Origin of the sequence: Streptomyces sp. NPDC051576 (assembly GCF_040681835.1) — a bacterium.
In the GTDB taxonomy this organism is placed as follows: domain Bacteria; phylum Actinomycetota; class Actinomycetes; order Streptomycetales; family Streptomycetaceae; genus Streptomyces.
Genome location: NZ_JBFAZO010000001.1, coordinates 272,997 through 296,325 on the forward strand (window position 1 = coordinate 272,997; position 23,329 = coordinate 296,325).

At 68.8% G+C, this 23,329-nt stretch carries 22 protein-coding genes; 4 read left to right on the forward strand and 18 right to left on the reverse strand.

Features of this window, described 5'->3' with window-relative positions; all coding sequences use genetic code 11:
- The first annotated feature begins 234 nt into the window (after positions 1 to 234).
- Together rpoB and AB0M63_RS01325 are read left to right on the forward strand one after the other, a co-directional pair.
- Positions 235 to 3,720, forward strand: a complete 3,486-nt coding sequence (rpoB, locus tag AB0M63_RS01320; RefSeq protein ID WP_355905062.1) for a DNA-directed RNA polymerase subunit beta — start codon at positions 235 to 237, stop codon at positions 3,718 to 3,720.
- A gap of 94 nt (positions 3,721 to 3,814) precedes the next feature.
- A complete protein-coding gene (locus AB0M63_RS01325; protein WP_355905065.1) occupies positions 3,815 to 7,714 on the forward strand; it encodes a DNA-directed RNA polymerase subunit beta' in 3,900 nt (1,299 codons plus the stop codon).
- 54 nt (positions 7,715 to 7,768) lie between these two features.
- Here AB0M63_RS01325 and AB0M63_RS01330 read toward each other — a convergent pair whose 3' ends face one another.
- From AB0M63_RS01330 to AB0M63_RS01390, 13 genes are all read right to left on the reverse strand, one after another.
- Positions 7,769 to 8,032 (reverse strand): hypothetical protein, encoded by a 264-nt coding sequence (locus AB0M63_RS01330; protein ID WP_355905068.1) that lies wholly within the window; start codon positions 8,030 to 8,032, stop codon positions 7,769 to 7,771.
- Entirely contained in the window at positions 8,019 to 8,246 is a 228-nt protein-coding gene (locus AB0M63_RS01335; RefSeq protein WP_355905071.1) for a hypothetical protein, read from the reverse strand. The genes AB0M63_RS01330 and AB0M63_RS01335 overlap by 14 nt, the downstream gene beginning before the upstream one ends.
- A 14-nt stretch (positions 8,247 to 8,260) precedes the next feature.
- The gene (locus AB0M63_RS01340) at positions 8,261 to 9,133 is read right to left on the reverse strand and encodes a peptidoglycan-binding protein (protein ID WP_366017984.1); all 873 of its coding nucleotides are present in this window, start codon (positions 9,131 to 9,133) and stop codon (positions 8,261 to 8,263) included.
- 84 nt (positions 9,134 to 9,217) lie between these two features.
- Positions 9,218 to 9,613, reverse strand: coding sequence for an ATP-binding protein (locus AB0M63_RS01345; RefSeq protein ID WP_355905077.1), 396 nt, complete (start codon positions 9,611 to 9,613; stop codon positions 9,218 to 9,220).
- A gap of 15 nt (positions 9,614 to 9,628) precedes the next feature.
- Entirely contained in the window at positions 9,629 to 10,324 is a 696-nt protein-coding gene (locus AB0M63_RS01350; protein ID WP_355905080.1) for a hypothetical protein, read from the reverse strand.
- A complete protein-coding gene (locus AB0M63_RS01355; protein WP_366017985.1) occupies positions 10,324 to 11,457 on the reverse strand; it encodes a hypothetical protein in 1,134 nt (377 codons plus the stop codon). Before AB0M63_RS01355 ends, AB0M63_RS01350 begins: the two co-directional genes overlap by 1 nt.
- Complete coding sequence (locus tag AB0M63_RS01360; RefSeq protein WP_355905086.1) at positions 11,454 to 12,554, reverse strand: hypothetical protein; 1,101 nt, start codon at positions 12,552 to 12,554, stop codon at positions 11,454 to 11,456. Before AB0M63_RS01360 ends, AB0M63_RS01355 begins: the two co-directional genes overlap by 4 nt.
- Positions 12,555 to 12,593: 39 nt before the next feature.
- Positions 12,594 to 13,814, reverse strand: a complete 1,221-nt coding sequence (locus AB0M63_RS01365; protein ID WP_366017986.1) for a hypothetical protein — start codon at positions 13,812 to 13,814, stop codon at positions 12,594 to 12,596.
- Between the two features lie 33 nt (positions 13,815 to 13,847).
- On the reverse strand, positions 13,848 to 15,041 hold the full coding sequence (locus AB0M63_RS01370) for a hypothetical protein (protein ID WP_366017988.1): 1,194 nt from the start codon (positions 15,039 to 15,041) through the stop codon (positions 13,848 to 13,850).
- A gap of 4 nt (positions 15,042 to 15,045) precedes the next feature.
- Positions 15,046 to 15,966 carry a phage tail protein gene (locus AB0M63_RS01375; protein WP_366017990.1) on the reverse strand — a complete coding sequence of 307 codons (921 nt, stop codon included), beginning with the start codon at positions 15,964 to 15,966 and terminating at the stop codon, positions 15,046 to 15,048.
- Positions 15,967 to 16,000: 34 nt separating this feature from the next.
- Positions 16,001 to 17,254, reverse strand: coding sequence for a tape-measure protein (locus AB0M63_RS01380; protein ID WP_366017992.1), 1,254 nt, complete (start codon positions 17,252 to 17,254; stop codon positions 16,001 to 16,003).
- Entirely contained in the window at positions 17,251 to 18,447 is a 1,197-nt protein-coding gene (locus AB0M63_RS01385) for a phage tail protein (protein ID WP_366017993.1), read from the reverse strand. Before AB0M63_RS01385 ends, AB0M63_RS01380 begins: the two co-directional genes overlap by 4 nt.
- A 27-nt stretch (positions 18,448 to 18,474) precedes the next feature.
- Positions 18,475 to 19,332, reverse strand: coding sequence for a hypothetical protein (locus AB0M63_RS01390; protein ID WP_366017994.1), 858 nt, complete (start codon positions 19,330 to 19,332; stop codon positions 18,475 to 18,477).
- 110 nt (positions 19,333 to 19,442) lie between these two features.
- Here AB0M63_RS01390 and AB0M63_RS01395 point away from each other — a divergent pair, with 110 nt between their 5' ends.
- The gene (locus AB0M63_RS01395) at positions 19,443 to 19,853 is read left to right on the forward strand and encodes a DUF3592 domain-containing protein (protein WP_366017995.1); all 411 of its coding nucleotides are present in this window, start codon (positions 19,443 to 19,445) and stop codon (positions 19,851 to 19,853) included.
- Positions 19,854 to 19,900: 47 nt separating this feature from the next.
- Here the strand turns inward: AB0M63_RS01395 and AB0M63_RS01400 are convergent, their stop codons facing one another.
- Positions 19,901 to 20,107 (reverse strand): hypothetical protein, encoded by a 207-nt coding sequence (locus AB0M63_RS01400; protein WP_355905110.1) that lies wholly within the window; start codon positions 20,105 to 20,107, stop codon positions 19,901 to 19,903.
- A 353-nt stretch (positions 20,108 to 20,460) separates the two neighbouring features.
- Between AB0M63_RS01400 and AB0M63_RS01405 the strand changes: the two genes are divergently transcribed.
- Positions 20,461 to 21,213: a hypothetical protein gene (locus tag AB0M63_RS01405; protein WP_366017996.1), complete on the forward strand. Its 753-nt coding sequence runs from the start codon at positions 20,461 to 20,463 to the stop codon at positions 21,211 to 21,213.
- Between the two features lie 3 nt (positions 21,214 to 21,216).
- Here AB0M63_RS01405 and AB0M63_RS01410 read toward each other — a convergent pair whose 3' ends face one another.
- From AB0M63_RS01410 to AB0M63_RS01425, 4 genes are all read right to left on the reverse strand, one after another.
- Entirely contained in the window at positions 21,217 to 21,552 is a 336-nt protein-coding gene (locus AB0M63_RS01410) for a hypothetical protein (RefSeq protein WP_355905296.1), read from the reverse strand.
- Positions 21,553 to 21,617: 65 nt separating this feature from the next.
- Positions 21,618 to 21,908, reverse strand: a complete 291-nt coding sequence (locus AB0M63_RS01415) for a hypothetical protein (protein WP_355905116.1) — start codon at positions 21,906 to 21,908, stop codon at positions 21,618 to 21,620.
- Positions 21,909 to 21,996: 88 nt separating this feature from the next.
- Positions 21,997 to 22,596, reverse strand: a complete 600-nt coding sequence (locus AB0M63_RS01420; RefSeq protein ID WP_355905119.1) for a phage tail protein — start codon at positions 22,594 to 22,596, stop codon at positions 21,997 to 21,999.
- Between the two features lie 120 nt (positions 22,597 to 22,716).
- Positions 22,717 to 23,130 carry a hypothetical protein gene (locus tag AB0M63_RS01425; RefSeq protein ID WP_327401935.1) on the reverse strand — a complete coding sequence of 138 codons (414 nt, stop codon included), beginning with the start codon at positions 23,128 to 23,130 and terminating at the stop codon, positions 22,717 to 22,719.
- Between the last annotated feature and the right edge of the window lie 199 nt (positions 23,131 to 23,329).

The window sequence follows — 23,329 nt, forward strand, 5'->3', positions numbered from 1 at the left end:
GGGTCTCAAAAAACCCGCACTGGACATCAGTGTGCCGAGTGGCTACACTGACCCTTTGCGCTGCCTGTTAGCTGTCCCCTGCCCGTCACCAGGGGCATGCCCTCACTTGAGCATCGATGACCGGACCATCTCTGACCTGGCCTTTCCGGGCCGATTCAGGAAGTCCATGTCTCTTTGCCCCTGCGAGGGGCCGGTACGCGCGTAGTGAGTCCGAGCCCTCGGAAGGACCCCCTCTTGGCCGCCTCGCGCACTGCCTCGACCGCGAATACGAACAACGGCGCCAGCACCGCCCCGCTGCGCATCTCCTTTGCAAAGATCAAGGAGCCCCTTGAGGTTCCGAACCTTCTTGCGCTGCAGACCGAGAGCTTCGATTGGCTGCTCGGCAACGCCGCGTGGAAGGCTCGTGTCGAGGCGGCTCTGGATTCAGGTCAGGACGTCCCCACCAAGTCCGGTCTGGAGGAGATCTTCGAGGAGATCTCCCCGATCGAGGACTTCTCCGGGTCGATGTCGCTGACCTTCCGCGACCACCGTTTCGAGCCTCCGAAGAACAGCATCGACGAGTGCAAGGAGCGCGACTTCACGTACTCCGCGCCGCTCTTCGTCACCGCCGAGTTCACCAACAACGAGACCGGCGAGATCAAGTCCCAGACGGTCTTCATGGGCGACTTCCCGCTCATGACCAACAAGGGCACCTTCGTCATCAACGGCACCGAGCGTGTCGTGGTGTCGCAGCTCGTCCGCTCGCCGGGCGTCTACTTCGACTCCTCCATCGACAAGACGTCCGACAAGGACATCTTCTCGGCCAAGGTCATCCCGTCCCGGGGCGCCTGGCTGGAGATGGAGATCGACAAGCGCGACATGGTCGGTGTCCGCATCGACCGCAAGCGCAAGCAGTCCGTCACCGTCCTGCTCAAGGCTCTCGGTTGGACGACCGAGCAGATCCTGGAGGAGTTCGGCGAGTACGAGTCGATGCGCGCCACCCTGGAGAAGGACCACACCCAGGGCCAGGACGACGCGTTGCTCGACATCTACCGCAAGCTGCGTCCGGGCGAGCCCCCGACCCGCGAGGCCGCGCAGACGCTTCTGGAGAACCTCTACTTCAACCCGAAGCGCTACGACCTCGCCAAGGTCGGCCGTTACAAGGTCAACAAGAAGCTGGGCGGCGAAGCCCCGCTGGACGCCGGTGTGCTGACCGTCGAGGACATCATCTCGTCGATCAAGTACCTGGTGAAGCTGCACGCAGGCGAGACCGAGACGGTCGGTGACAACGGCACGACGATCGTCGTCGAGACCGACGACATCGACCACTTCGGCAACCGCCGTCTGCGCAACGTCGGCGAGCTCATCCAGAACCAGGTCCGTACGGGCCTGGCGCGTATGGAGCGAGTCGTCCGCGAGCGGATGACGACCCAGGACGTCGAGGCGATCACGCCGCAGACCCTGATCAACATCCGGCCGGTCGTCGCCTCCATCAAGGAGTTCTTCGGCACCAGCCAGCTCTCGCAGTTCATGGACCAGAACAACCCGCTGTCGGGTCTCACCCACAAGCGCCGTCTGTCGGCCCTTGGCCCGGGTGGTCTCTCCCGTGAGCGGGCCGGCTTCGAGGTCCGTGACGTGCACCCCTCGCACTACGGCCGCATGTGCCCGATCGAGACCCCCGAAGGCCCGAACATCGGCCTGATCGGCTCGCTCGCCTCCTACGGCCGGGTCAACGCGTTCGGTTTCGTCGAGACGCCGTACCGCCGGGTCACCGACGGTGTCGTCACCGACGAGGTCGACTACCTGACGGCCGACGAAGAGGACCGATTCGTCATCGCGCAGGCCAACGCGCCGCTGACGGACGAGTTCCGCTTCGAGGAGTCCCGCGTCCTGGTCCGCCGTCGTGGCGGAGAGGTCGACTACGTCCCCGGTGACGACGTCGACTACATGGACGTCTCCCCGCGCCAGATGGTGTCGGTCGCGACCGCGATGATCCCGTTCCTGGAGCACGACGACGCCAACCGTGCCCTCATGGGCGCGAACATGATGCGTCAGGCCGTGCCCCTCATCAAGTCCGAGGCGCCGCTGGTCGGCACCGGCATGGAGTACCGCTGCGCGGTCGACGCCGGTGACGTCCTGAAGTCGGAGAAGGACGGTGTGGTCCAGGAGGTCTCCGCGGACTACATCACCACCGCCAACGACGACGGCACATACACCACGTACCGCCTCGCGAAGTTCTCCCGCTCCAACCAGGGCACGTCCGTCAACCAGAAGGTTGTCGTGGACGAGGGCGCCCGGGTCATCGCCGGCCAGGTACTGGCCGACGGCCCGGCGACCGAGTTCGGAGAGATGGCGCTCGGCAAGAACCTGCTCGTGGCGTTCATGCCGTGGGAGGGTCACAACTACGAGGACGCGATCATCCTGTCGCAGCGCCTCGTGCAGGACGACGTCCTCTCCTCGATCCACATCGAGGAGCACGAGGTCGACGCCCGTGACACCAAGCTCGGCCCCGAGGAGATCACCCGGGACATCCCGAACGTCTCCGAGGAGGTCCTCGCCGACCTCGACGAGCGCGGCATCATCCGTATCGGTGCCGAGGTCGTCGCCGGTGACATCCTCGTCGGCAAGGTCACGCCCAAGGGCGAGACCGAGCTGACCCCCGAAGAGCGCCTGCTCCGCGCGATCTTCGGCGAGAAGGCGCGCGAGGTGCGCGACACCTCGCTGAAGGTGCCGCACGGCGAGATCGGCAAGGTCATCGGCGTCCGCGTCTTCGACCGCGAGGAGGGCGACGAACTGCCGCCCGGCGTCAACCAGTTGGTCCGTGTGTATGTTGCGCAGAAGCGCAAGATCACCGACGGCGACAAGCTGGCCGGCCGCCACGGCAACAAGGGTGTTATCTCGAAGATCCTTCCGATCGAGGACATGCCGTTCCTCGAGGACGGAACTCCGGTCGACATCATCCTGAACCCGCTGGGTGTCCCGTCCCGAATGAACCCGGGACAGGTCCTGGAGATCCACCTCGGCTGGCTCGCCAGCCGCGGCTGGGACGTCTCCGGGCTCGGCGAGGAATGGGCGCAGCGCCTCCAGGCCATCGGTGCCGACCAGGTCGTGCCCGGCACCAACGTCGCCACCCCCGTCTTCGACGGTGCGCGTGAGGACGAGCTGGCGGGTCTGCTGCAGCACACGATCCCGAACCGCGACGGAGAGCGCATGGTGCTCCCGACCGGCAAGGCCCCGCTGTTCGACGGCCGCTCCGGCGAGCCGTTCCCGGAGCCGATCTCGGTCGGCTACATGTACATCCTGAAGCTGCACCACCTGGTCGACGACAAGCTGCACGCCCGTTCGACCGGTCCGTACTCGATGATCACCCAGCAGCCGCTGGGCGGTAAGGCGCAGTTCGGTGGGCAGCGCTTCGGCGAGATGGAGGTGTGGGCGCTGGAGGCATACGGCGCCGCTTACGCCCTCCAGGAGCTGCTCACCATCAAGTCCGACGACGTCACCGGCCGCGTGAAGGTCTACGAGGCCATCGTCAAGGGCGAGAACATCCCCGAGCCCGGCATCCCCGAGTCCTTCAAGGTGCTCATCAAGGAGATGCAGTCGCTCTGCCTGAACGTGGAGGTGCTGTCCAGTGACGGTATGTCCATCGAGATGCGTGACACCGACGAGGATGTCTTCCGCGCAGCGGAGGAGCTCGGCATCGACCTGTCCCGGCGCGAGCCGAGCAGCGTCGAAGAGGTCTGACGGGAGTCCGGAGACCTGCGCCACGCAGGTCTCCGGCCCCAGGACCCCCGTATCAGACCCCAAGACTTACAACCCTGAGAGGGATTGACGCATAGTGCTCGACGTCAACTTCTTCGATGAGCTCCGGATCGGTCTGGCCACCGCTGACGACATCCGTCAGTGGAGCCACGGCGAGGTCAAGAAGCCTGAGACCATCAACTACCGCACGCTCAAGCCCGAAAAGGACGGACTCTTCTGCGAGAAGATCTTCGGTCCGACCCGGGACTGGGAGTGCTACTGCGGCAAGTACAAGCGCGTTCGCTTCAAGGGCATCATCTGTGAGCGCTGCGGCGTCGAGGTGACCCGCGCCAAGGTGCGCCGTGAGCGGATGGGCCACATCGAACTGGCCGCGCCCGTCACCCACATCTGGTACTTCAAGGGTGTCCCGTCGCGACTGGGATACCTGCTCGACCTCGCCCCGAAGGACCTCGAGAAGGTCATCTACTTCGCGGCGTACATGATCACGTTCGTCGACGAAGAGCGGCGTACGCGTGACCTGCCCTCTCTGGAGGCGCATGTCTCCGTGGAGCGTCAGCAGGTCGAGAACCGTCGGGACTCCGACCTCGAAGCCCGCGCCAAGAAGCTCGAGGCCGACCTGGCCGAGCTGGAGGCCGAGGGTGCCAAGGCCGATGTGCGCCGCAAGGTGCGCGAAGGCGCCGAGCGGGAGATGAAGCAGCTGCGCGACCGTGCGCAGCGCGAGATCGACCGCCTGGACGAGGTGTGGACCCGGTTCAAGAACCTCAAGGTCCAGGACCTCGAAGGTGACGAGCTGCTCTACCGCGAGCTGCGGGACCGGTTCGGCACGTACTTCGACGGTTCGATGGGTGCCGCGGCGCTGCAGAAGCGCCTGGAGTCCTTCGACCTGGACGAGGAGGCCGAGCGCCTTCGCGAGATCATCCGCACCGGCAAGGGCCAGAAGAAGACCCGCGCCCTGAAGCGGCTGAAGGTCGTGTCCGCGTTCCTGCAGACCTCCAACAGCCCCAAGGGCATGGTCCTGGACTGCGTCCCGGTCATCCCGCCGGACCTTCGCCCGATGGTGCAGCTGGACGGTGGCCGCTTCGCGACCTCCGACCTGAACGACCTGTACCGCCGTGTGATCAACCGCAACAACCGCCTGAAGCGCCTTCTCGACCTCGGTGCGCCCGAGATCATCGTGAACAACGAGAAGCGCATGCTCCAGGAGGCCGTCGACGCGCTCTTCGACAACGGCCGTCGTGGCCGCCCGGTGACGGGCCCCGGCAACCGTCCGCTGAAGTCGCTGTCCGACATGCTCAAGGGCAAGCAGGGTCGCTTCCGTCAGAACCTGCTCGGCAAGCGTGTGGACTACTCCGCGCGTTCCGTGATCGTCGTCGGTCCGCAGCTCAAGCTGCACCAGTGCGGTCTGCCGAAGGCCATGGCGCTGGAGCTCTTCAAGCCGTTCGTGATGAAGCGTCTGGTCGACCTGAACCACGCGCAGAACATCAAGTCGGCGAAGCGGATGGTCGAGCGCGGCCGAACGGTCGTCTACGACGTCCTCGAAGAGGTCATCGCGGAGCACCCGGTGCTGCTGAACCGTGCGCCCACGCTGCACCGCCTCGGCATCCAGGCCTTCGAGCCGCAGCTGGTCGAGGGCAAGGCCATCCAGATCCACCCGCTCGTCTGCACCGCGTTCAACGCGGACTTCGACGGTGACCAGATGGCCGTGCACCTGCCGCTCTCCGCGGAGGCGCAGGCCGAGGCCCGCATCCTGATGCTGTCCTCGAACAACATCCTGAAGCCGGCCGACGGTCGTCCCGTCACCATGCCGACCCAGGACATGGTGCTGGGTCTGTTCTTCCTCACCACCGACGGCGAGCTCCGTGACGTCAAGGGCGAGGGCCGCGCGTTCGGCTCCACGGCCGAGGCGACCATGGCGTTCGACGCCGGCGAGCTGGCGCTCCAGTCGGCCGTCGACATCCGCTTCCCGGTGGGCACCATCCCGCCGCGTGGCTGGGTGCCGCCGGTCCGCGAGGAGGGCGAGCCGGAGTGGCAGCAGGGTGACACCTTCCGCCTCCGTACGACCCTGGGCCGCGCGCTCTTCAACGAGCTGCTGCCCGAGGACTACCCCTTCGTCGACTACTCGGTCGGCAAGAAGCAGCTCGGTGAGATCGTCAACGACCTCGCGGAGCGCTACCCCAAGGTCATCGTGGCGGCGACGCTCGACAATCTGAAGGCGGCCGGCTTCTTCTGGGGCACCCGTTCCGGCGTCACCGTGGCCATCTCCGACATCGTCGTTCCCGAGGCGAAGAAGGAGATCGTCAAGGGCTACGAGGCGCAGGACGAGAAGGTCCAGAAGCAGTACGAGCGCGGTCTGATCACCAAGGAAGAGCGCACTCAGGAGCTCATCGCGATCTGGACCAAGGCGACCAACGAGGTCGCCGAGGCGATGAACGAGAACTTCCCCAAGACGAACCCCATCTTCATGATGGTCGACTCGGGTGCCCGAGGAAACATGATGCAGATGCGTCAGATCGCGGGTATGCGCGGTCTGGTGTCGAACGCCAAGAACGAGACGATTCCGCGTCCCATCAAGGCGTCCTTCCGTGAAGGCCTGTCCGTGCTGGAGTACTTCATCTCCACCCACGGTGCCCGTAAGGGTCTGGCCGACACCGCTCTGCGTACCGCCGACTCGGGTTACCTCACCCGTCGTCTCGTCGACGTCTCCCAGGACGTCATCATCCGCGAGGAGGACTGCGGCACCGACCGCGGCCTCAAGCTGCACATCGCGGAGCGCGGCGCGGACGGTGTCCTGCGCAAGGCCGAGAACGTCGAGACCAGCGTGTACGCCCGTGCGCTGGCCGAGGACATCACCGTCGACGGCAAGGTGCTGGCCCCGGCCAACACCGACCTCGGCGACGTCCTCATCGACGAGCTGGTCAAGCACGGCATCGAGACGGTCAAGACCCGTTCGGTCCTGACCTGCGAGTCCGCCGTCGGTACCTGCGCCATGTGCTACGGCCGTTCGCTGGCCACCGGCAAGCTGGTCGACATCGGTGAGGCGGTCGGCATCATCGCCGCCCAGTCCATCGGTGAGCCCGGCACGCAGCTGACGATGCGTACCTTCCACACCGGTGGTGTGGCCGGTGACGACATCACCCAGGGTCTGCCCCGTGTCGTCGAGCTCTTCGAGGCTCGTACGCCCAAGGGTGTCGCCCCGATCTCCGAGGCCCAGGGCCGCGTGCGGATCGAGGAGACCGAGAAGACCAAGAAGATCGTCGTCACCCCGGACGACGGCAGCGACGAGACGGCGTTCCCGATCTCGAAGCGCGCCCGTCTTCTGGTCAGCGAGGGCGAGCACGTCGAGGTGGGCCAGAAGCTCACCGTGGGTGCCACCAACCCGCACGACGTGCTGCGCATCCTGGGTCAGCGTGCCGTCCAGGTCCACCTGGTCGGCGAGGTCCAGAAGGTCTACAACTCGCAGGGTGTGTCGATCCACGACAAGCACATCGAGATCATCATCCGGCAGATGCTGCGCCGTGTGACGATCATCGAGTCCGGCGACGCCGAGCTGCTGCCCGGCGAGCTGGTCGAGCGCTCCCGCTTCGAGCAGGAGAACCGTCGTGTGGTCCAGGAGGGCGGTCACCCGGCCTCCGGTCGTCCGCAGCTGATGGGTATCACCAAGGCCTCGCTGGCGACGGAATCCTGGCTGTCGGCCGCCTCCTTCCAGGAGACGACCCGAGTCCTGACGGACGCGGCGATCAACGCCAAGTCCGACAGCCTCATCGGCCTCAAGGAGAACGTCATCATCGGTAAGCTCATCCCGGCCGGTACGGGTCTGTCCCGCTACCGCAACATCCGGGTGGAGCCCACCGAGGAGGCCAAGGCCGCGATGTACTCGGCCGTCGGCTACGACGACATCGACTACTCGCCGTTCGGCACCGGCTCCGGCCAGGCCGTCCCGCTGGAGGACTACGACTACGGTCCGTACAACCAGTAGCAGTTGGTTCTGAAGGGCGGTCACCCCATCGCGGGGTGACCGCCCTTCGGCGTTTCAGCGTGCGGTGATCTCGAACGCGGTGACCACGACGGTCGCCACGGCGGCCAGCGCGCCGATGCTCGCCAGCGGCCAGCGGGACCGCTCCAGGGCGTCCAACCGCTGCTCGTGGTCGGCGAGTTGCTTGTCGGTCTGGTCGCTGCGCTGGACCAGCAGCGCGAGCGAGCCGTCGGCCCGGGCGAAGCCGGCCTCCAACGAGCCGCGCAGGCGCTCCAGTTCCAGGGCGACGGCGATCGCGTCGTTCGTGTCAGGATCGGTCATCGTCACCTCCCGTCCGCAGCCATCCGGGCAGCAGCGCCTGTACGGCGGGCAGGGCCATGACCCGGGTGATCCCGGCGGCCACGGCCAGCGCGCCGGCCACCCACGGGATCGTCCGGGACGCGCCGACGGCGTCGACGATCGTGGGCAGCAGGACACACAGGCCGACAGCGGTCTGGACGACGGTACGGAGGGTTCGCTTGGCGGCCTCTGACATGGGGGCCTCCTTTCTCAGGAGCTGTACGGGACCTTCAGCGCGGCCCAGGAGGTGGCGCCCGGCCAGCCGTCGGCGGCGGTGCCGGTGTAGCCGAGCCTGCGCTGCCACTTGGCGTAGGAGGCCTTGTCGGCCGTGGTCCACTGGGGGCCGGGACCGGAGGCGTACGCGGAGCAGCCGACCGCGACCAGCCGCTTGCCCATCGCGGTGACAATCGCCGACCTGGGGTTCTTCTTGAACCAGTCGGCGCCGGGGAAGGGCTGGTAGGCGGGCTTGGCCGGGGGAGTGGTGGTCTTCGTGCCGAGCCGGGTCGCGACCCGGCCGCGGAAGTCGGCCATGGTGAACCCGCGCGGGTCGATCTTGGCGCTGGTCCACTCCTTGTGGCCGATGACCGAGTGCGCGTTCCAGCCGTGCGCCCGGCACAGCGCGGCCGAGGCCCGGACCATCGCGTCCACCTGGACGGCGGGCCACGGGTCCTTGCCGTCGCCGAGGTTGACGCACTCGAAGCCGTAGAAGTGGACGTTGCCGTCGGTGTCGTTCTGGTTCGGCGCGGGCAGGGTGGCGCTCTGGGCGATCACTGCCTTCAGTACGTCGCCGTCGCCGCTGCCGGCGTGGTTGGCGCGGCCGTTGCCGACCAGGTGGACCGTGCCGTCCTTGGCGATGACTCCGTGGCAGAGCGGGCCGGGCAGGTCGGAGCGGCCGTTGAAGCACATGCTGACGGAGCCGGTGGTGCCGGTGGTCACGGTGTGGTGGATGACCACGCCGTTGACCGGGCCCCAACTGCCCTTGCTGTTGCGGTTGTTGGTGCGCCAGCCGGGGTGCTCGACGACGGTGACGCCCTCGGCGCGCAGGGCGGCGAGGAGGGCGTCGGCGGAGAGGGGTGTGGCCATGGGGTGCCCTTTCGATCGGGAGGTGGGCATGAAAAAACCCGGGCCGGGGCGGGCGGCTCGGGTAGTGCGGGGGCGCGGATTCGTCTACAGGTCGCCGGTGTCGCCGCCCGAACCTCCGTCCTGCGGTGTCCACTTGGCGCACAGGGCCGTGCAGGCGGCGGTGTTGTCCACGAAGTCGGCGAGGGCGGCGGCCACCGCCCGCTGGATCGCGGTCTGGTCGGGGACGACCGGGTCGGTGCCGACCGGCATGACCGTGACCCGGCCGCTGCCGCGCAGGACCGAGGAGCCCGCGCCGGACTCGGTGAACTGGGCGGTGACGGTGACCGGCGAGTAGGTGCCGGTGATCGAGTCGGGCGCGATGACGCTGTTGTAGCTGGAGTCGGTGACGTTGACGTAGATCGTGTGGCCGGCCTCGGTGAGGGTGGCGCGGCCGGCGAAGTCGATGGCCAGGCCCCAGGGCTGGCCGGTGTCGATGTCCATGGGCGGGGTCCTTCCTCAGGTCTGACGGCCGTACATCAGGACGGGGTTGACGTAGACGGTGCCGGAGGCGCTGGTGACCTGGGCCTGGACCTCGACCTTGAGGAGGGTGCCGTAGACCGAGGCGAAGTCGGAGCCGACCAGGCCCGACTGGTCGTAGTCCGCGCCGGCGGCGACGACGGTGCCCCACGGGGCGCCGTTGACGAGCACCTGGACGGAGCCGGTGGCGCCCGAACTGGTGCGGGTGTTCATCAGGAGCCGCATCTTCGGTTGCCAGACGACGTTGTAGGACATCGCCACGGTCGTCATCGTGGTCGCCGTGGTCAGCGGCCAGCGGGTGACGGTCGTGTCCTGCGGCGGCAGCATGTTCAGCCAGGGCCGGGCGAGACCGCCGGTGGAGACGTCGTCCGAGAGCAGCTCGCGCTCGGCGATGTCGTAGATGCGCAGGGGCTGTGCGGAGGTGGCGGTGCCGTCGCCGTTGTACATGCTCATGGCGCGGGTGCCGGTCTGGCGGCGGAGTTCCATGCGGTACTCGCTGCCGCCGGGCCACTTGCCGACCTTGAAGACCGGGGAGCCGGTGGCGGGGCCGACCTCCAGGGTGCCGCCCGAGACCGTGTTGAGGGCGGGCCGGGTGTTGACGGCGGTGGAGAGCTGCTGGATACGGCGTTCCATCTGGGTGAGCCGGTCGATGATGTCTTCGGGGAGCTGGGGCATCAGACCTCCTCCAGATACAGCTCGGCGGTGTCGGGGCGGCCGCGCTGGGCGGGGCTGACCTTGACGCCGATGATCCGGTAGCGGGTGTCGAGGCCCTCGGCGTACCACTCGTCGGTGATCCGGATGCGGACGGTCCGGCCGATCAGCGCGGACGGCACCAGGTCGTCGAGCCGCACGCTGATCTCGGGGATCACCACCGCGCCGGTGGCGGCGGCCAGTTCGGTGCGGGCGAGGGCGGTCAGGGTGGTCTCGTCGGTGATGTCGTTGTGGTCCGAGGTCAGGTCGATGCGCGGATAGCCGGCCTGTTCGATCAGGTCGGTGGCGACCGCGACCGTGGAGCACAGCGGCCGGGACTCGGTGGCCTGGTCGGTGTTGGTGGAGGCGCCCCGGGCGCGGTCGGTGGTGCCGCCCCGGGTGGCGTCGCGCGGGAAGGAGTACGACAGGATCGTGCCGGGCCGGTCCATCACCAGGTCGGTGGCCCCGGTGAGGATCTTCGGGCTGCCCAGCCGCAGCCGGCGCACCCGGGCGCCGCTGGTCGGGTCGGTGTAGACGGAGATGTAGTGCTCGAAGCCGTCCTCCAGCGCGGCCAGCGCGTCCAGCGCGTCGAGATAGACGGTCTCGTCGCCGTCGCGGTAACTCGCCGAGCGGGTCACCCCGGAGGTCTCGGTGCCGTAGCTGACGCCGATGTCGCCGCCGGGCAGCGCGGTCTGGAGGTCGGTCCACAGGTCGCGGGCGATGTCCAACTGGTCGCCGTCGAGCGCGAGTTCGTAGCCGGGGTCGTAGGCGGGGGTGGTCGCCCGGATCAGCCGCCGGCCCGCGTACGACTCGAAGGTCGCCGCCTGGACGCCGAGGGTGAGCACGCCCTGGTCGTCGCTCTGCAGGGTGGAGGTCCAGACGATGCCGCCCCACCACAGGTCGGTGCCGCGCTGGAGGTAGACCGAGGTGCGCCCCTCCTCGATCCGGCGGACCCGGGCGGCCATCGCCGCGTCCGGGACGGGGACGGTGCCCGACAGCGAGCCGGCCTTGCCGATGTAGTCGTCGACGGTGACGTCGCGCAGCGGCAGGATGTCGATGGTGCTGTCGGTGCGCAGGTCGCAGAAGATCGCCCGGTAGGGCGTGTTGACGGTGGTCATGCGGCGGCCTCGTAGGTGGCGGTGCCGATGATGGTGTGTGTGCTCGCCCAGGTCCACGGGGTGAGGGAGTCCACTCCGCCGGTGTTGGCGAAGACGGCGGCGTTGACCTGGCCCGAGGACATGACCAGCTCGAAGGTCCCGGTGGTGGAGAGAGTCACCCGGGCCGTACCGCGGTTGCTCGCGCTGTTGGCCGCCACCTCGGCGAAGCCGATCCCCAGCCGGGTCGCGGCCGCGGTGACGGGCAGCGAGAAGCGCCAGTTGTCGTTCGTGGTGGGGCTGGTGCCGAAGTTGGTGGTGGTGCCGAACGTGATCGCGAAGTTCAGATGCACGGTCGTCCCGAACTTCACGTACCGGCAGCTCACCGTGGCGTTGCCGAAGGATGGGGTCGCCGCTCCGGTGTTGGTGGTCCAGGCCGGGGTCCAGCTCTGCCAGGTCGGCAGGACCGGGTAGTCGGTCCAGGCGGTGCCGCTCCACCGCTGCAACTGGCCGCTCACGTCCCGGTACTGACCGGGATAGGCGCCGTTCGCGGTGTCGGTGGTGACCGGCAGGATGCCGCCGAGGCCGACCGTCGCGTTGCGCACGCCGGTGAGGGCGGTCGCCCAGGAGATGCCGCCGCTGCCCGCGCTGGTGCTCTTGGCCACGGCGATCTGGTAGAGCGGGATGGCGAGATCGGGGGTGGCCGGGATCGCGGGGGTGGCCGCCGGGGTGCCCTGGACGATCTCGACGACGGCCTCGGTGCGGCCGGAGCCGTCGTAGACGTCGTCGTAGATCCGCAGCACCAGCAGGTCGATCCGGCCGTACTGGGCGTCGCCGTCGGCGAAGGTCACCGGGAGGTACTCGGTCAGCGCGACCGGATAGGCGCCCCGGGCGTCGGTGGACTGCACCAGCGCGCGGCCGGGGCTGACCGTGGCGCTCATGCCGCCCGTGGTGCCGGTCAGGGTGAAGCCGGAGATGCGGAACTGGCCGTCGGGGGACCCGGGCAGGATGCCGGAGCGGGTGGCGACGGGCGAGGTCGGGGTGAGGGCGCCGAGCGAGACGAGCCTGGTGTCCTCGCGGGACTGGCTGTCCGGGGACAGCCAGCCGGAGCGTACGGCCATGGGCCGACTCCTTTCAGGATGGGGGGAGTTGAGGGGTGGTCAGGACGCGGACTCGTAGGTGCCGTGGATGGACAGCACATCGCCGGAGGCCCAGGTGAAGGGCAGTGCCTTGTCCCAGATGCCGGTGCTGGTCGCGAGGGTGTCGCGCAGCGAGCGGACGTAGCCGACGCCGCTGGTCACCGAGAGCAGGCCGCTGCCCTGGTAGAAGAGCAGGCCCGAGGAGTCGTAGGCCTCCGCGCTCAGCACCCGCCCGTCGAGCTTCCACGCGGTGGTGGGCGGGGCGACGGGCAGCCGGAACGTCCAGTTGGCGTTGGCGGCCTGCGCGGTCAGGTTGGTCGTCGACCCGATCTTCAGATAGATCCGGACGTGCACGACCGTGCCGATCTTCGCGTACGACCCGGCCAGCGTCCCGTTGCCGATCGCCGGGGCGGTGCCGTTCTCGGCGCCCCACACCGGTGTGTAGTCGGTCCAGGTCGGCGCCGGCTGGTAGGACACCCAGGTCGTGCCGTTCCAGCGCTGCAGCACTCCGGCGGAGGTGTCGCGGTACTGGCCGGTGTAGCTGGCGGTGGTGACCGCGCCGGCCGGGGCGATACCGCCCAGCGCGCTCGGGTACGACACCCACGCCGAGCCGTCCCAGCGCTGCAGCGCGCCGCCGGAGTCGCGGAACTGGCCCGGGTAGGCGCCGTTGCCGGTCTCGCCGTACGCGGGCAGGATGCCGCCGACCGCGACGACGGGCGTGCGCAGGTCGGTGACGTCGGTGCTCCAGTTGATGCCGCCCTTGCCGGCGCTGATCCCGACCGGGACCTTGACCTGGTAGAGCGCCAGGCCGGTGCCGGGGACCGCTGGCGCGACCGGAGTGGTGGCCGGGGTGCCCTTGACGATCTCCAGGGCGGCCTTGGTCTGCCCTGAGTTGTCGTACAGCGAGTCGTAGATCCGCAGGACGACCAGGTCGATCCGGGGGTTGGTCGCGTCGCCGTCGGTGAACGTCAGGGGGGACGGCTCGGGGAGGGTGACCGGGTAGGCGCCCCGGGTGGCGCCGGCGGCGACGACGGCACGGCCCTCGTGGACGGTCGCGGTCATGGCGCCCGCGGTGCCCTCCAGCCAGAAACCGGACATCCGGTTGAGGCCGTCGTAGGACCCGGGCAGGATGCCCGAGCGGACTTCGAGGGGGTTGGCGGGGGTGGTCGCGCCGAGCTGGGTCAGCCGGGTGTCCTCGCGGGTCTGACCGGTCTCGGCCACCCATGAGCTGCGCAGGTTCATCTGCAGGTCTCCTGTGGTGTCGTGCGGTGCGGTTCAGGAACGGAGCCACTCCGCGGTGAGGTTGGTGGCGTAGCCGGAGCCGCCGAGGGTGGTGATCGTGGAACCGGAGTTCTGCAGCCCGTAGAGCGCGAGCCTGTCGCCGGCCGCGCACTTGAGGAGGGTGCCGCCGCCGACGCTGGTCGCGCCCGGCCCGGCGCCGACCAGCCAGGTGGCGCGGGGGACACCGGCGCCGTTCTGGTAGATCCGGGCGCCGCGTGAGCCGGTGGTCGACTCGTTGAACCAGGTGAGGGTGGCGGTCACCCGCCACCACCCGGCCCTCGGCACGGTGTAGGTGTTCGACCCGGACCAGCCGGTGACGTCGTCCACGTCCGTCGTCTGGAGGGTGATCTGCGTCCAGGTCCCGGTCGCCACGGACTGCGCGGTGGTCTGCTCGACGCTCAGCAGGATCTTCGAACGGCCCTCCGCGTACTGCCAGTTGGACCCGTCCCAGCGTTGCAGCAGCCCGGCCGCGCTCTCCTGGTACTGCCCCGTGTAACTCCCCGTGCCCAGCGCGCCGGCCGGGGCGATCCCGCCGACCGCCTTCGGGTACGGCACCCACGCCGAACCGTCCCAGCGCTGGAGCGTGCCCGGGGTGTCGCGGTACTGCCCCGCGTAGGCGCCGTCGAAGCCGGACGCCGGCACGATGCCGCCCAACGCCGCCGTCGGATAGCGCAGGTTGGTGACCGCCGTGGCCCAGGACAGACCGCCGGTGCCGGCCGAGGCGCCGGCCGGCACCGCGATCCGGTACAGCGGGAGGGCGCTGCCGTTCGGGGTGTTCGGCACGGTGGGCAGGGCCGCCGGGGTGCCCTGAACGAGCCGTACCAGCGCGGCGGTTGTGCCCGTGCCGTCGTAGTCGTCGTCCAGTACGGCGAGTTCGACCAGGTCGATACGGCCGTACTGGGCGTCGCCGTCCGGCACGGTCAGGGTCTCCGGGTCGGTGACCGCGACCGGGTAGGCGCCCTGGAGGATCCGCCCGCTCTGCACGAAGGCCCGCCCCGTGCCGATCGTGAACGTCATCGCCCCGGCGGCGCCGGTGAGCGCGAAGCCGCCCGGCACGATGCCGCCGCGCGCCTTGAGCGGGACGTTCTCGGCCGCGCCGGCGTTGATGGTGAGCAGGCCGGAGAGGGTGAGCCGGGTGTCCTCCCGGGTCTGGTCGCCCGGGGTGAGCCAGGCCGCTTTCACCGTCATGGGATCACCACTCCGCCGAGCGCCAGCGCACCGAGAGCTGCGCGCCCGTGTCGTAGGTGTCGGGGCGGAACGCCAGCTCGGCGCGGCCCGGTTCGAAGGCGAACAGCTCCTCGGGGCTGCTGTCCGCGGCGGCCGTGTGGCGGCGCGAGGCGGTGGAGTTGAGGGTGACGGTGCCGGCCGCCGTGTCGACGACCAGCTCGTCACCGGCCGCGAGCCCGATCTCGTAGCGCAGCCGCCGCCCCGAAGTCCGGTCCGTCACCGTGGGGTTGGTGCACGGGCCGGTGAAGGTGAGGACCGGATGGGTGGGCGCAGAACCGGAGTTGTCGGCGCCCACGTCACCGGTGGACGAGGCCTGGCCCCAGTACAGCGGCCAGGTCAGCGGCCAGGTGAGGCCGCTCTCCGGCTGCGGGGCGCCGGTGACGGCCGTCTGCTCGTCGACGGTGTACCGGCGCGGATCGGTGGCGTACCACTGCACGGACGCCTTGGAGACGCCCTGTGTGGTGTACGTGCGGTCCGCGGCCAGCACCCGCTGGCTGACCCGGGCCCGGACGGCCAGCGTCTCGCCGTGCAGTCGCACCGCCAGCCAGCGCTCCGAGTCGCCCAGCAGCAGGGCCCGGCGCAGGGCGCGCATCGCGGACAGCGAGGACGCGGTGTCGTCGCTCGTCGGTACCGTCCACACCGAGCCGCCGACCTTGCGGGGCTTGGCGTAGCGCGCGCCCGGCCAGGCGCCGTGCGCGGTGGGGTGGTCGGCGTCGGTCGTGTCGTAGTCCGGCAGATCCTCCCAGCCGGTCAGCCCGTCACTGCCGATCTCGTACGGCGTACCGGGGCCGAGCAGCAGTCCGGCCCACTGCATCTGCCCGTCGCGGGTGATGAGTGAGCCGGGGGGAACGTCGTCGGTGGACGTGGTGGTCGTCAGATCGGCCATGGGGCCGTCACCTCGCAGTCGGGGGTGTGCCGCTTCATGCGCGGGCGTGGGCGGAGGCCAGGAAGAGCAGGTCGGTCGCGGTGCCGTGGGCGCCGGTGCCTTTGCTCTCGTGGAACTCCCTGATGCGCCGGGCGGGTTGGGCGGTCCTGGTGGTCCTGCCTCGCCGCTGTTCCAGGGCGGTGAGCGACAGCACGCGGCCGGTGCGCGCGCCGGGGACCGCGATCCCGCCCTCGGCCAGCATCGGGATCTTGTCCAGGTGCACGCCGAACTTCTTGCCGAGGATGCTGAAGCTGAGCTTGTTCAGGCCGTCGATCACCCAGTTCGCGAAGGCGACGAGCCCCTGGATCGGGCCCTTCACGACCCCGGCGACGGTCTGCGCGCCGGTGGTGACGAACTGCCCCATCGCGCGCAGGGTGTTGACGGTGGCGTTCCTGACCCGGGTGAACCCGGCGGGGATCTCCTTGGTGATCCAGCTCAGCACCGGCTTGACGGCGTTCTTGAAGCCGCTCCAGATCGAGGACACCCTGCCGCTGAGGGCGCGGGTGTCGCCGGTGGTCAGCGCCTTGAGGACGGCGAAGCCGGTGCCGATGACCGTGCCGATGGCGGAGAGAGCGGTGGTGATCAGGGTGAGGTAGCCGGTGACGTAGGTGTTCACCGCGCTCGCGACGAGCCTGAGGACCGGGCCGAGGATCGTGAGGTAGCCCTGGACGTACTTCAGGATCAGCGTGGCCAGTTGGTCCATCAGCCGCCGGCCCGTCTCCGAGTTCAGCGCGATGTCCAGCAGCCAGCCGGCCAACGGGAGCAGGATGCCGGCGACGAAGCCGAGGGGGTTGGCGCGGGTCAGCGCATTGACGACGATCATCACGCCGGAGCCGATGGTCATGGCGGTGCCGAAGGTGTCGAGGAGGCCGCCGAGGACACCGGAGGCGGCGATGAGTCCGCCGACGATCGCGAAGACACCGCCGAGGCCGGTGGTGAGCGTGCCGAGGGACTTCTTGGCGGACCTGACCCTGGTGCCGGCGGACCTGATGCCGGTGGCGGCGCCGGTGGCGGTCTGCCCGGTCCGGGTGACGGAGCGGGCGGCGGTGTCGGCGTTCGTCCTGATGCGCTGCACGGCGGTGGCGCTCTGGGCGGCGGGAGCGGCGACACGGTCGAGGTCGCCGGCCGCGCCTGTGACGCGCGCGGTGAAGGACCGCACGCCGGCCTGGGTCCGCTCGACCCCGGTCCGGAAGGAGCGCAGGACGGGGGCGGCACCGGCGAGCGGATCGCGGAGCACGGCGCTGCTCATCCGCGTGCCTTCGCCAGGAACATCAACGCGTCGGCGGTGCGCTGCGGGCTGCTGGTCTCGGCCGCGTAGTAGTGCTCGATGTGCAGCGCGCTGCCGTCGGCCCCGGAGACCCCGGCGTACGCCCGGCCGCGCGAGGCCGCCGTCCTGAGCAGCCGGTCCAGCTTGCTGAGCGGCAGTACGGCCTCCGCCTCACCGGCCTCGGCGAGGAGCGCCGGGACACCGCCGGAGCGGGGCATGACGACACCGCCGGTGGCCAGCGCGGGAATCCTCGGCAGGCTGACGCCGAAGGTCTTGCCGCCGACCATCGGGACCCAGCCCGGGATGGACACATGGATGCCGTTGAGGGCGCCGATCGCGCGGTTGATGAGACCGATGACCGCGTTGATCGGGTCGCGGACCGCGCCCTTGATGCCGTCGAAGGCCCGGCTCGCGATGCCCTTCAGCCCGCCCCAGATGCTGGACAGCCGGTCCTTCACGGCCCGGAAGGCGTCCGGGATCGCGGACTTGACCCAACCGACGACCGGCGAGATGACGTTCCTGATGCCCTTCCAGACGGTGGAGACGACCGTGCTGATCGCCTTCAGGGCGCCGGTGATGACCGACTTCCACACGGCGACGTAGGTCCTGATGACCGTGGCGACGGCCTTGACGACGGTGGTGATCGCCGTCTTGATGCCGCTCCAGACCGACTTGATCAGTTTGCCGGCGTTCTTCATGATCGGCTCGATGGCCTTCATGACGTTGCCGATCACGGACTTGATGACCTCGAAGGCCTGCTTCAGGACCTTCTGCATGGTCTTCGAGTTGGTCACCATGTCGATGACCTTGTCGATGAGGGGTTGCAGCAACTGCATGAGCAGGCCGAAGAAGTTCCCCTTCATCGACTTGTTCATCTTGTCCTGGCCCTTGGCCGCCTTGCCCGCCCCGGTTTCGTACTTCCCGAGGCCGGTGCCGGCGCCGGCACCGGTCTTGCCGGCCTTGCCGAGGGACTTCTCGGCCTGGTCCGACGCGGTCTTGAGATCCTTCAGCTCCTTTCCCGAACCGTCGGCGGCGGTCTTCAGGGCCTTGAGCTGATCGGCACTCTTCTGACTGTTGCCGCCGATCCCCTTGGCCGCCGTGCCGGCGGCGGACGCCTTGGACTTGAAGTCGTCCAGGGAGCCGGAAGCCTTCTTCAGGGAACTAACGAGACTCATCGCACACCTCCTTCGAAGAGAGCGGGATCATCCTGCGATGCGGTTGGCGGCTTCGGTGGAGGCGGTGGCGAGCTCCCGGAAAAGCAGCCGAAGCCGGTCACCGTCCCGGACGACATCACGGGCGGCCGAGGCGATGTCCTTGAGGGTCCTGGGCTTGGGGAGTTTGTCGTGCTCGAAGGGGGCGAGCTTCGTATGGAGCGTCTCGATGGCCGCGGCCACCTCCTTGATGGTTCCCTCGGGGCTCGGGTCCAGCTTTTCCTTCAACCCTCCGATGGCCTTGGCGATGTTCTTGATCGTGCTCGCGGACTTCATGTCCGCGGTCGCGGAACTGAAGTCACGGATTTTCTCGGGGAGTCCCGCGAGAGCGGACTTCAGCCCGTTGAGCGTTTCCGGCGTGAGACCGTGCGGATTGATGGAGACGGAGTTGAGGCCCTCCATCTCCGCGCGGGTCATGGCCTTGGGGAAGCCGGTCTCGCTGATGGCCAGCACATTTCCCGGTGCGGCTGCCCGGCCGGTGGCCGGGTTCGCCCTGGTCCGGGTGATCTTCTCCAGCCCCGTGTTGAAGATCTTTCCGAAGTTGAACATCTGGCCGATCACCAGCGTGGCCAGGGCCCCGAAGGCCAGCAGGAGTTTGCTGCCCCAATCCGATCCGTCCTTGATGGCGGCGACAAGGTCCTTCAGGCCGAGCGCCTCGAAAAGCGACTCGAAGAGGCTCTTGCTGGTGTCCGGTCCTTTCTCGATGTCGCCCTTGAGTTCTTTTTTGAGGCTGGTGATGTCTGCGCTCGTGACGGTTTTCCCGGACGCCAGATTTCGTTTGATATCAGCGACGTCCTGCCGGACGTCTTCGACCTTCTCCAGGATTTCCGTATCTTTGTCCTGGGCCATGTATGCCTCCGATGGGAAGTCGGCGAGGGTTGACCTCGGGCGACGTCAATTGATAGCTTTCGCGTATCTTTTTCCAGGAAGAGGGGGATGTAATGGGTAACATCGCGGGTGTGGGATTCGTCCTGATGGGCATTGGCGTGCTGCTCTGCTTCGCGAATTCAGGGGGATTCATGAAGTTTATGAAGCTGAGAAGCCTGGAGCGGCACGGCGTCGAGGGGGAGGCGGTGTCCGACCTTCAGGAATGGATTAGCGGTGGGCATCGCGTCTACTACCACATCCGTATTCCGGGAGCCCCGCCCCAGGACATACCGCCCCAGTTCATCGAAGTCGGGCCGGAGCCGAGGGGGCCGGTCGGCACGGTCGTTCCGGTGGTGTACGACCGCAGAAAGCCGAAGCGGGCCAAGACCGGCAGCCTCGCGGAAGTCGACTCTTCCCAGGAGCGGGGCATGGTGATGTTCTTCTGGGTGCCCGGACTGGCGCTCATCGCCGTGGGTGCCGTGCTCGCGATCTTCTTCTACTGAGTCACGGGGGCGCCGGGCGGTTCCGGGTCCTTCGAGTCGTGGATCGCCTACGGCCGTCCGCCCCGCCCGCGCCCCACCTCGGTCAACGCGTCCGTCCACCCCGCCGCGTACGCCCGCGACTCCCGGGTGAGCAGCTCCTCGTACAGCCGGTCGAGCAGAGCCGTGCGGTCGGGGGCCGGTGAGTGCAGGAGGTGGGCGAGGCGGGTGTAGGTGTCGATCGGCTGTTGCGGAGAGTGACTCGTGCCAGTCGCCATGTCGTCGTCCTGCTTTCCTGTCTGTCCGCTCGGCTGGTGGTACAGGTGGCGCTCCCGAGGCGTTCGAAGCGTCTGTTCGAACTAGTGTACGAGTAATCTCGTGGTGCCGTTCCGTGTTTGCCGAAGACGAACGCCCTCCCCGCGGTCCGGACCTGCGGTGATGCGGGGTGCGGTGGAGCTTGTGCCAGGTTGGTGAAGTAGGATCCGGCCGTTCTCCCGTCGGTGAACGAAAGGTGAATGACCAGGCCCGGTGCGGCACTTGAGGGGCCTGTGCACGACGGTGGGCGGCGACAGGGCGGCCGTCCTCGCGCGGGGGGGCGCGGTGGGGTACGGACGAGAGCAAGGCCTACGGGGTGGATGGGGACGCGAGCAACGCGCGGCAGACGCATGTGATCGACTGGCTCGAACAGGCCCCCGATCTACCGCATCTCATCGCCCGCCTGTCCGAACTGGTGCTACGGCTCGGCCACGCGCCCGACGACCTGGTGATCCTGCCGCGCGCCGAACTGGACCGGCGTGAACTGGCCGCCTACAGCGCCGGCTGGGCCGATGTCGTCGACGAGCAACTCCCTGCCGTCCGGCGGGCGTACGAGCAACGGATCACCGCCGCCTATCTCCAGGGCCAGGAGGACGCCCGCACCGGCCGCCGGCCGCGCCGGGCGCGGGATCGCGATCACGTCGGGGGTGACGTCATCCAGCTGCCCTACGTCCAACTGCTCAGCCCACCGGCCGAGTTGACGCGGGTAGAAGAGCGCGGGGAACGGGAGCGGGTCGCGGCGGACGGCCCTCGGGACCTGGTGGATCCCGATACCGACCCCGACATCCTTGTCACCGCCCGGGACACCCGGGAGAAGCGCGCCGCACCCGCCGAACGGCGTTCGGTCGTACGGCGCAACGGTCGGCCCAGCGTCCCTCCGCTGAACACCGGCACCGGCCGCGACAGGGGACGTAGAACCGAGTCGGCCGAATCGTCCGAACCCACGCCTCCCCCGCCCGGCACCCGGAGCGGGGAACGCCCCCGGCTCTCCGTCAAGGTCCGGGCCCTCGCGGAGGAGTTGGAGGGCCGGGCCCCGGGCCGGCGCCGGGACGAGGAGGCGGGGGACTGACGATCAGCCGAAGAACCGGGCCAGTTGGACCGTCGACGGAGCCGGCTCCTCGACCTCGGGTTCGTTCTCCGGTCCTGGTGTCTCCTCGTCGTACGAAGGACGCGGTACCGGTGCCGGTGGCTCCGGCTGGTCGCCCTCCTCCGAGTTGACGCTCGCGAACATCCAGTTCGCGGCGGCCAGATGGTCCACGGCGGCGGCCAGGAGATGGTCGGTCACCGACCAGTCGGCGGCCTCGCCGTGCAGCTCCCGGTGGAGGGCGCTGTCGCGCGGCAACTGCCTGACGAGCACCGTGAGCCGGCGTGCGGAGAGCCGGTCACGGTGCCAGTCGAGCAGATCGATGCCGTAATAGCGGAGCAGGTCCGCTTCGAGGGCCTCGGCGTGTTCGTCGACGAACCCGACGAGGCTCAGCCTTCCCCCAGGCCGAGCCCGGTCTCCTTGCCGTAGGCCTCCAGGATGGCGGCGATGTCCTGCATCGTGACCTCGTGCTGTTCGAAGCGGGCGAACTGCTTCTCGCCCAGGAGCAGTCGGAGCAGCCCGTCCACGTCGTTGTCGTCGAGCTTGCGCAGCGACCTGGCGGTGGCGCGGGTCAGCTCGGTGGGGAGGGTGTAGCTCTCGGTGTCGAGTTCGAACGACCAGGTGCGGCCGAGGGCTTCGAGCCGCTGGGCGCGGGCTGCGTTGACGTCGAAACGGGCCATGGTGAAGGGCACTCCTTTACAGGCGGTACGGGAACGGGAGTCGAGGTCGGGGTGGGACAGGCGCCCTGGCCTGTCCCACCCCGGTGGATCAGGCAGCCGCGTACGCCGCGTCCTTCATCACGAAGCTGGCCAGCGCCGAACCGTCGGCGGCGGACATCGCGGTGAAGGTGACGCCGAGCTGCGCCGCGGACTTGCGGGCCAGCTTGATGTCGTCGGCGGCCGTGACCTGACCGCGCGGGATGCCGAAGCGGTAGGTCACGGTCGAGCCGTCGCTCGCCCGGACGTCCGTGAACTCCAGGCCGAGGGCGCGCACATCGGCGAACGGCCGGTCGGCGATGTCGTACTGGTAGACGCCCGTCGCGCCGGTCACCGCGTCGACCCCGCCGCCGCCCATGAAGAACGGCAGCGTGTCCTCGTTGAACTGCATCAGCGAGAACTTCAGGGTCAGGTCGCGGTCCGAGTACACGAAGTGCACCGGGCTGACGGCCTGCCACACGTCGACCGGCTCCAGCTTGTCCTTCTTGCTGAAGGTGACGCCGTCACCGGAGGTGAAGCCGAGGTTCTTCCAGCTCGCCCAGTCGGTGGCGGTGTCGGAGGAGAACGTCGACGGTACGGCGGTGTCGGCGGTGGCGACGTACAGACGGCCGACGCCGGCGATGCGGATCTCGGAGGAGTTGGTTCCTGCCATGGTGGTGTCTCTCCTTGTTCTCGTGGTGCTCTGGGGTGGTGTCGTACGCCGGGGTCCGGGTACGAAGAAGGCCCCGCCGGGGGGTGGCGGGGCCTTCGGTCTCGGGGCGTGGAGCGTCCGTCAGTAGACGTCCACGTACACCTTCATCACCGTGACGTAGCGGTTGGCCGCGGAGTAGAGGTAGTCGGGCAGCCAGCGCGGGCCGTCCTGCTCCTCCACCTCGGTGACGAGGTTCGTGCCGTACTTGTTGTTCGCCATCGCCAGTACGGCCTGGCGGGCGTCGTTGGCCAGGACGTGCGCGGCCTGCTTGGTCGGGCCGTACACCTCCAGCTCGATCAGCGGCTGGTCGACGTGGCGTTCGCCGACCCAGGCTCCGCCGCGCCGGTTGACGAACACGGCGGCGGCCGTGCCGTCGAAGCCCGACGGCGCCTGTACGGCGACGATCGCGCCGGAGAGCCGGGAGTCGTCCTCCAGGATGTCGACGATCATCGCCTCGACGTCGGGGAAGGCGCTCGGTGGGGTGGGAGTGGTCATGCCGGGTCACCTCGGGGCAGCTTCGGAGGGCGTGCTGGACGCGACGAGGCACTGAGCGGCCGACCTGCGGGCGCAGCTCCGCCGCTGCACCAACTGTGACAGAGGAGCGTGCGCGCACGCAACTAAAATCGAGAACGAGCGCGGGGGAGATCTGTGGGGAGAGGCCTGTGGGGGGGTGTGATCACGCAGTGGTGCGAGG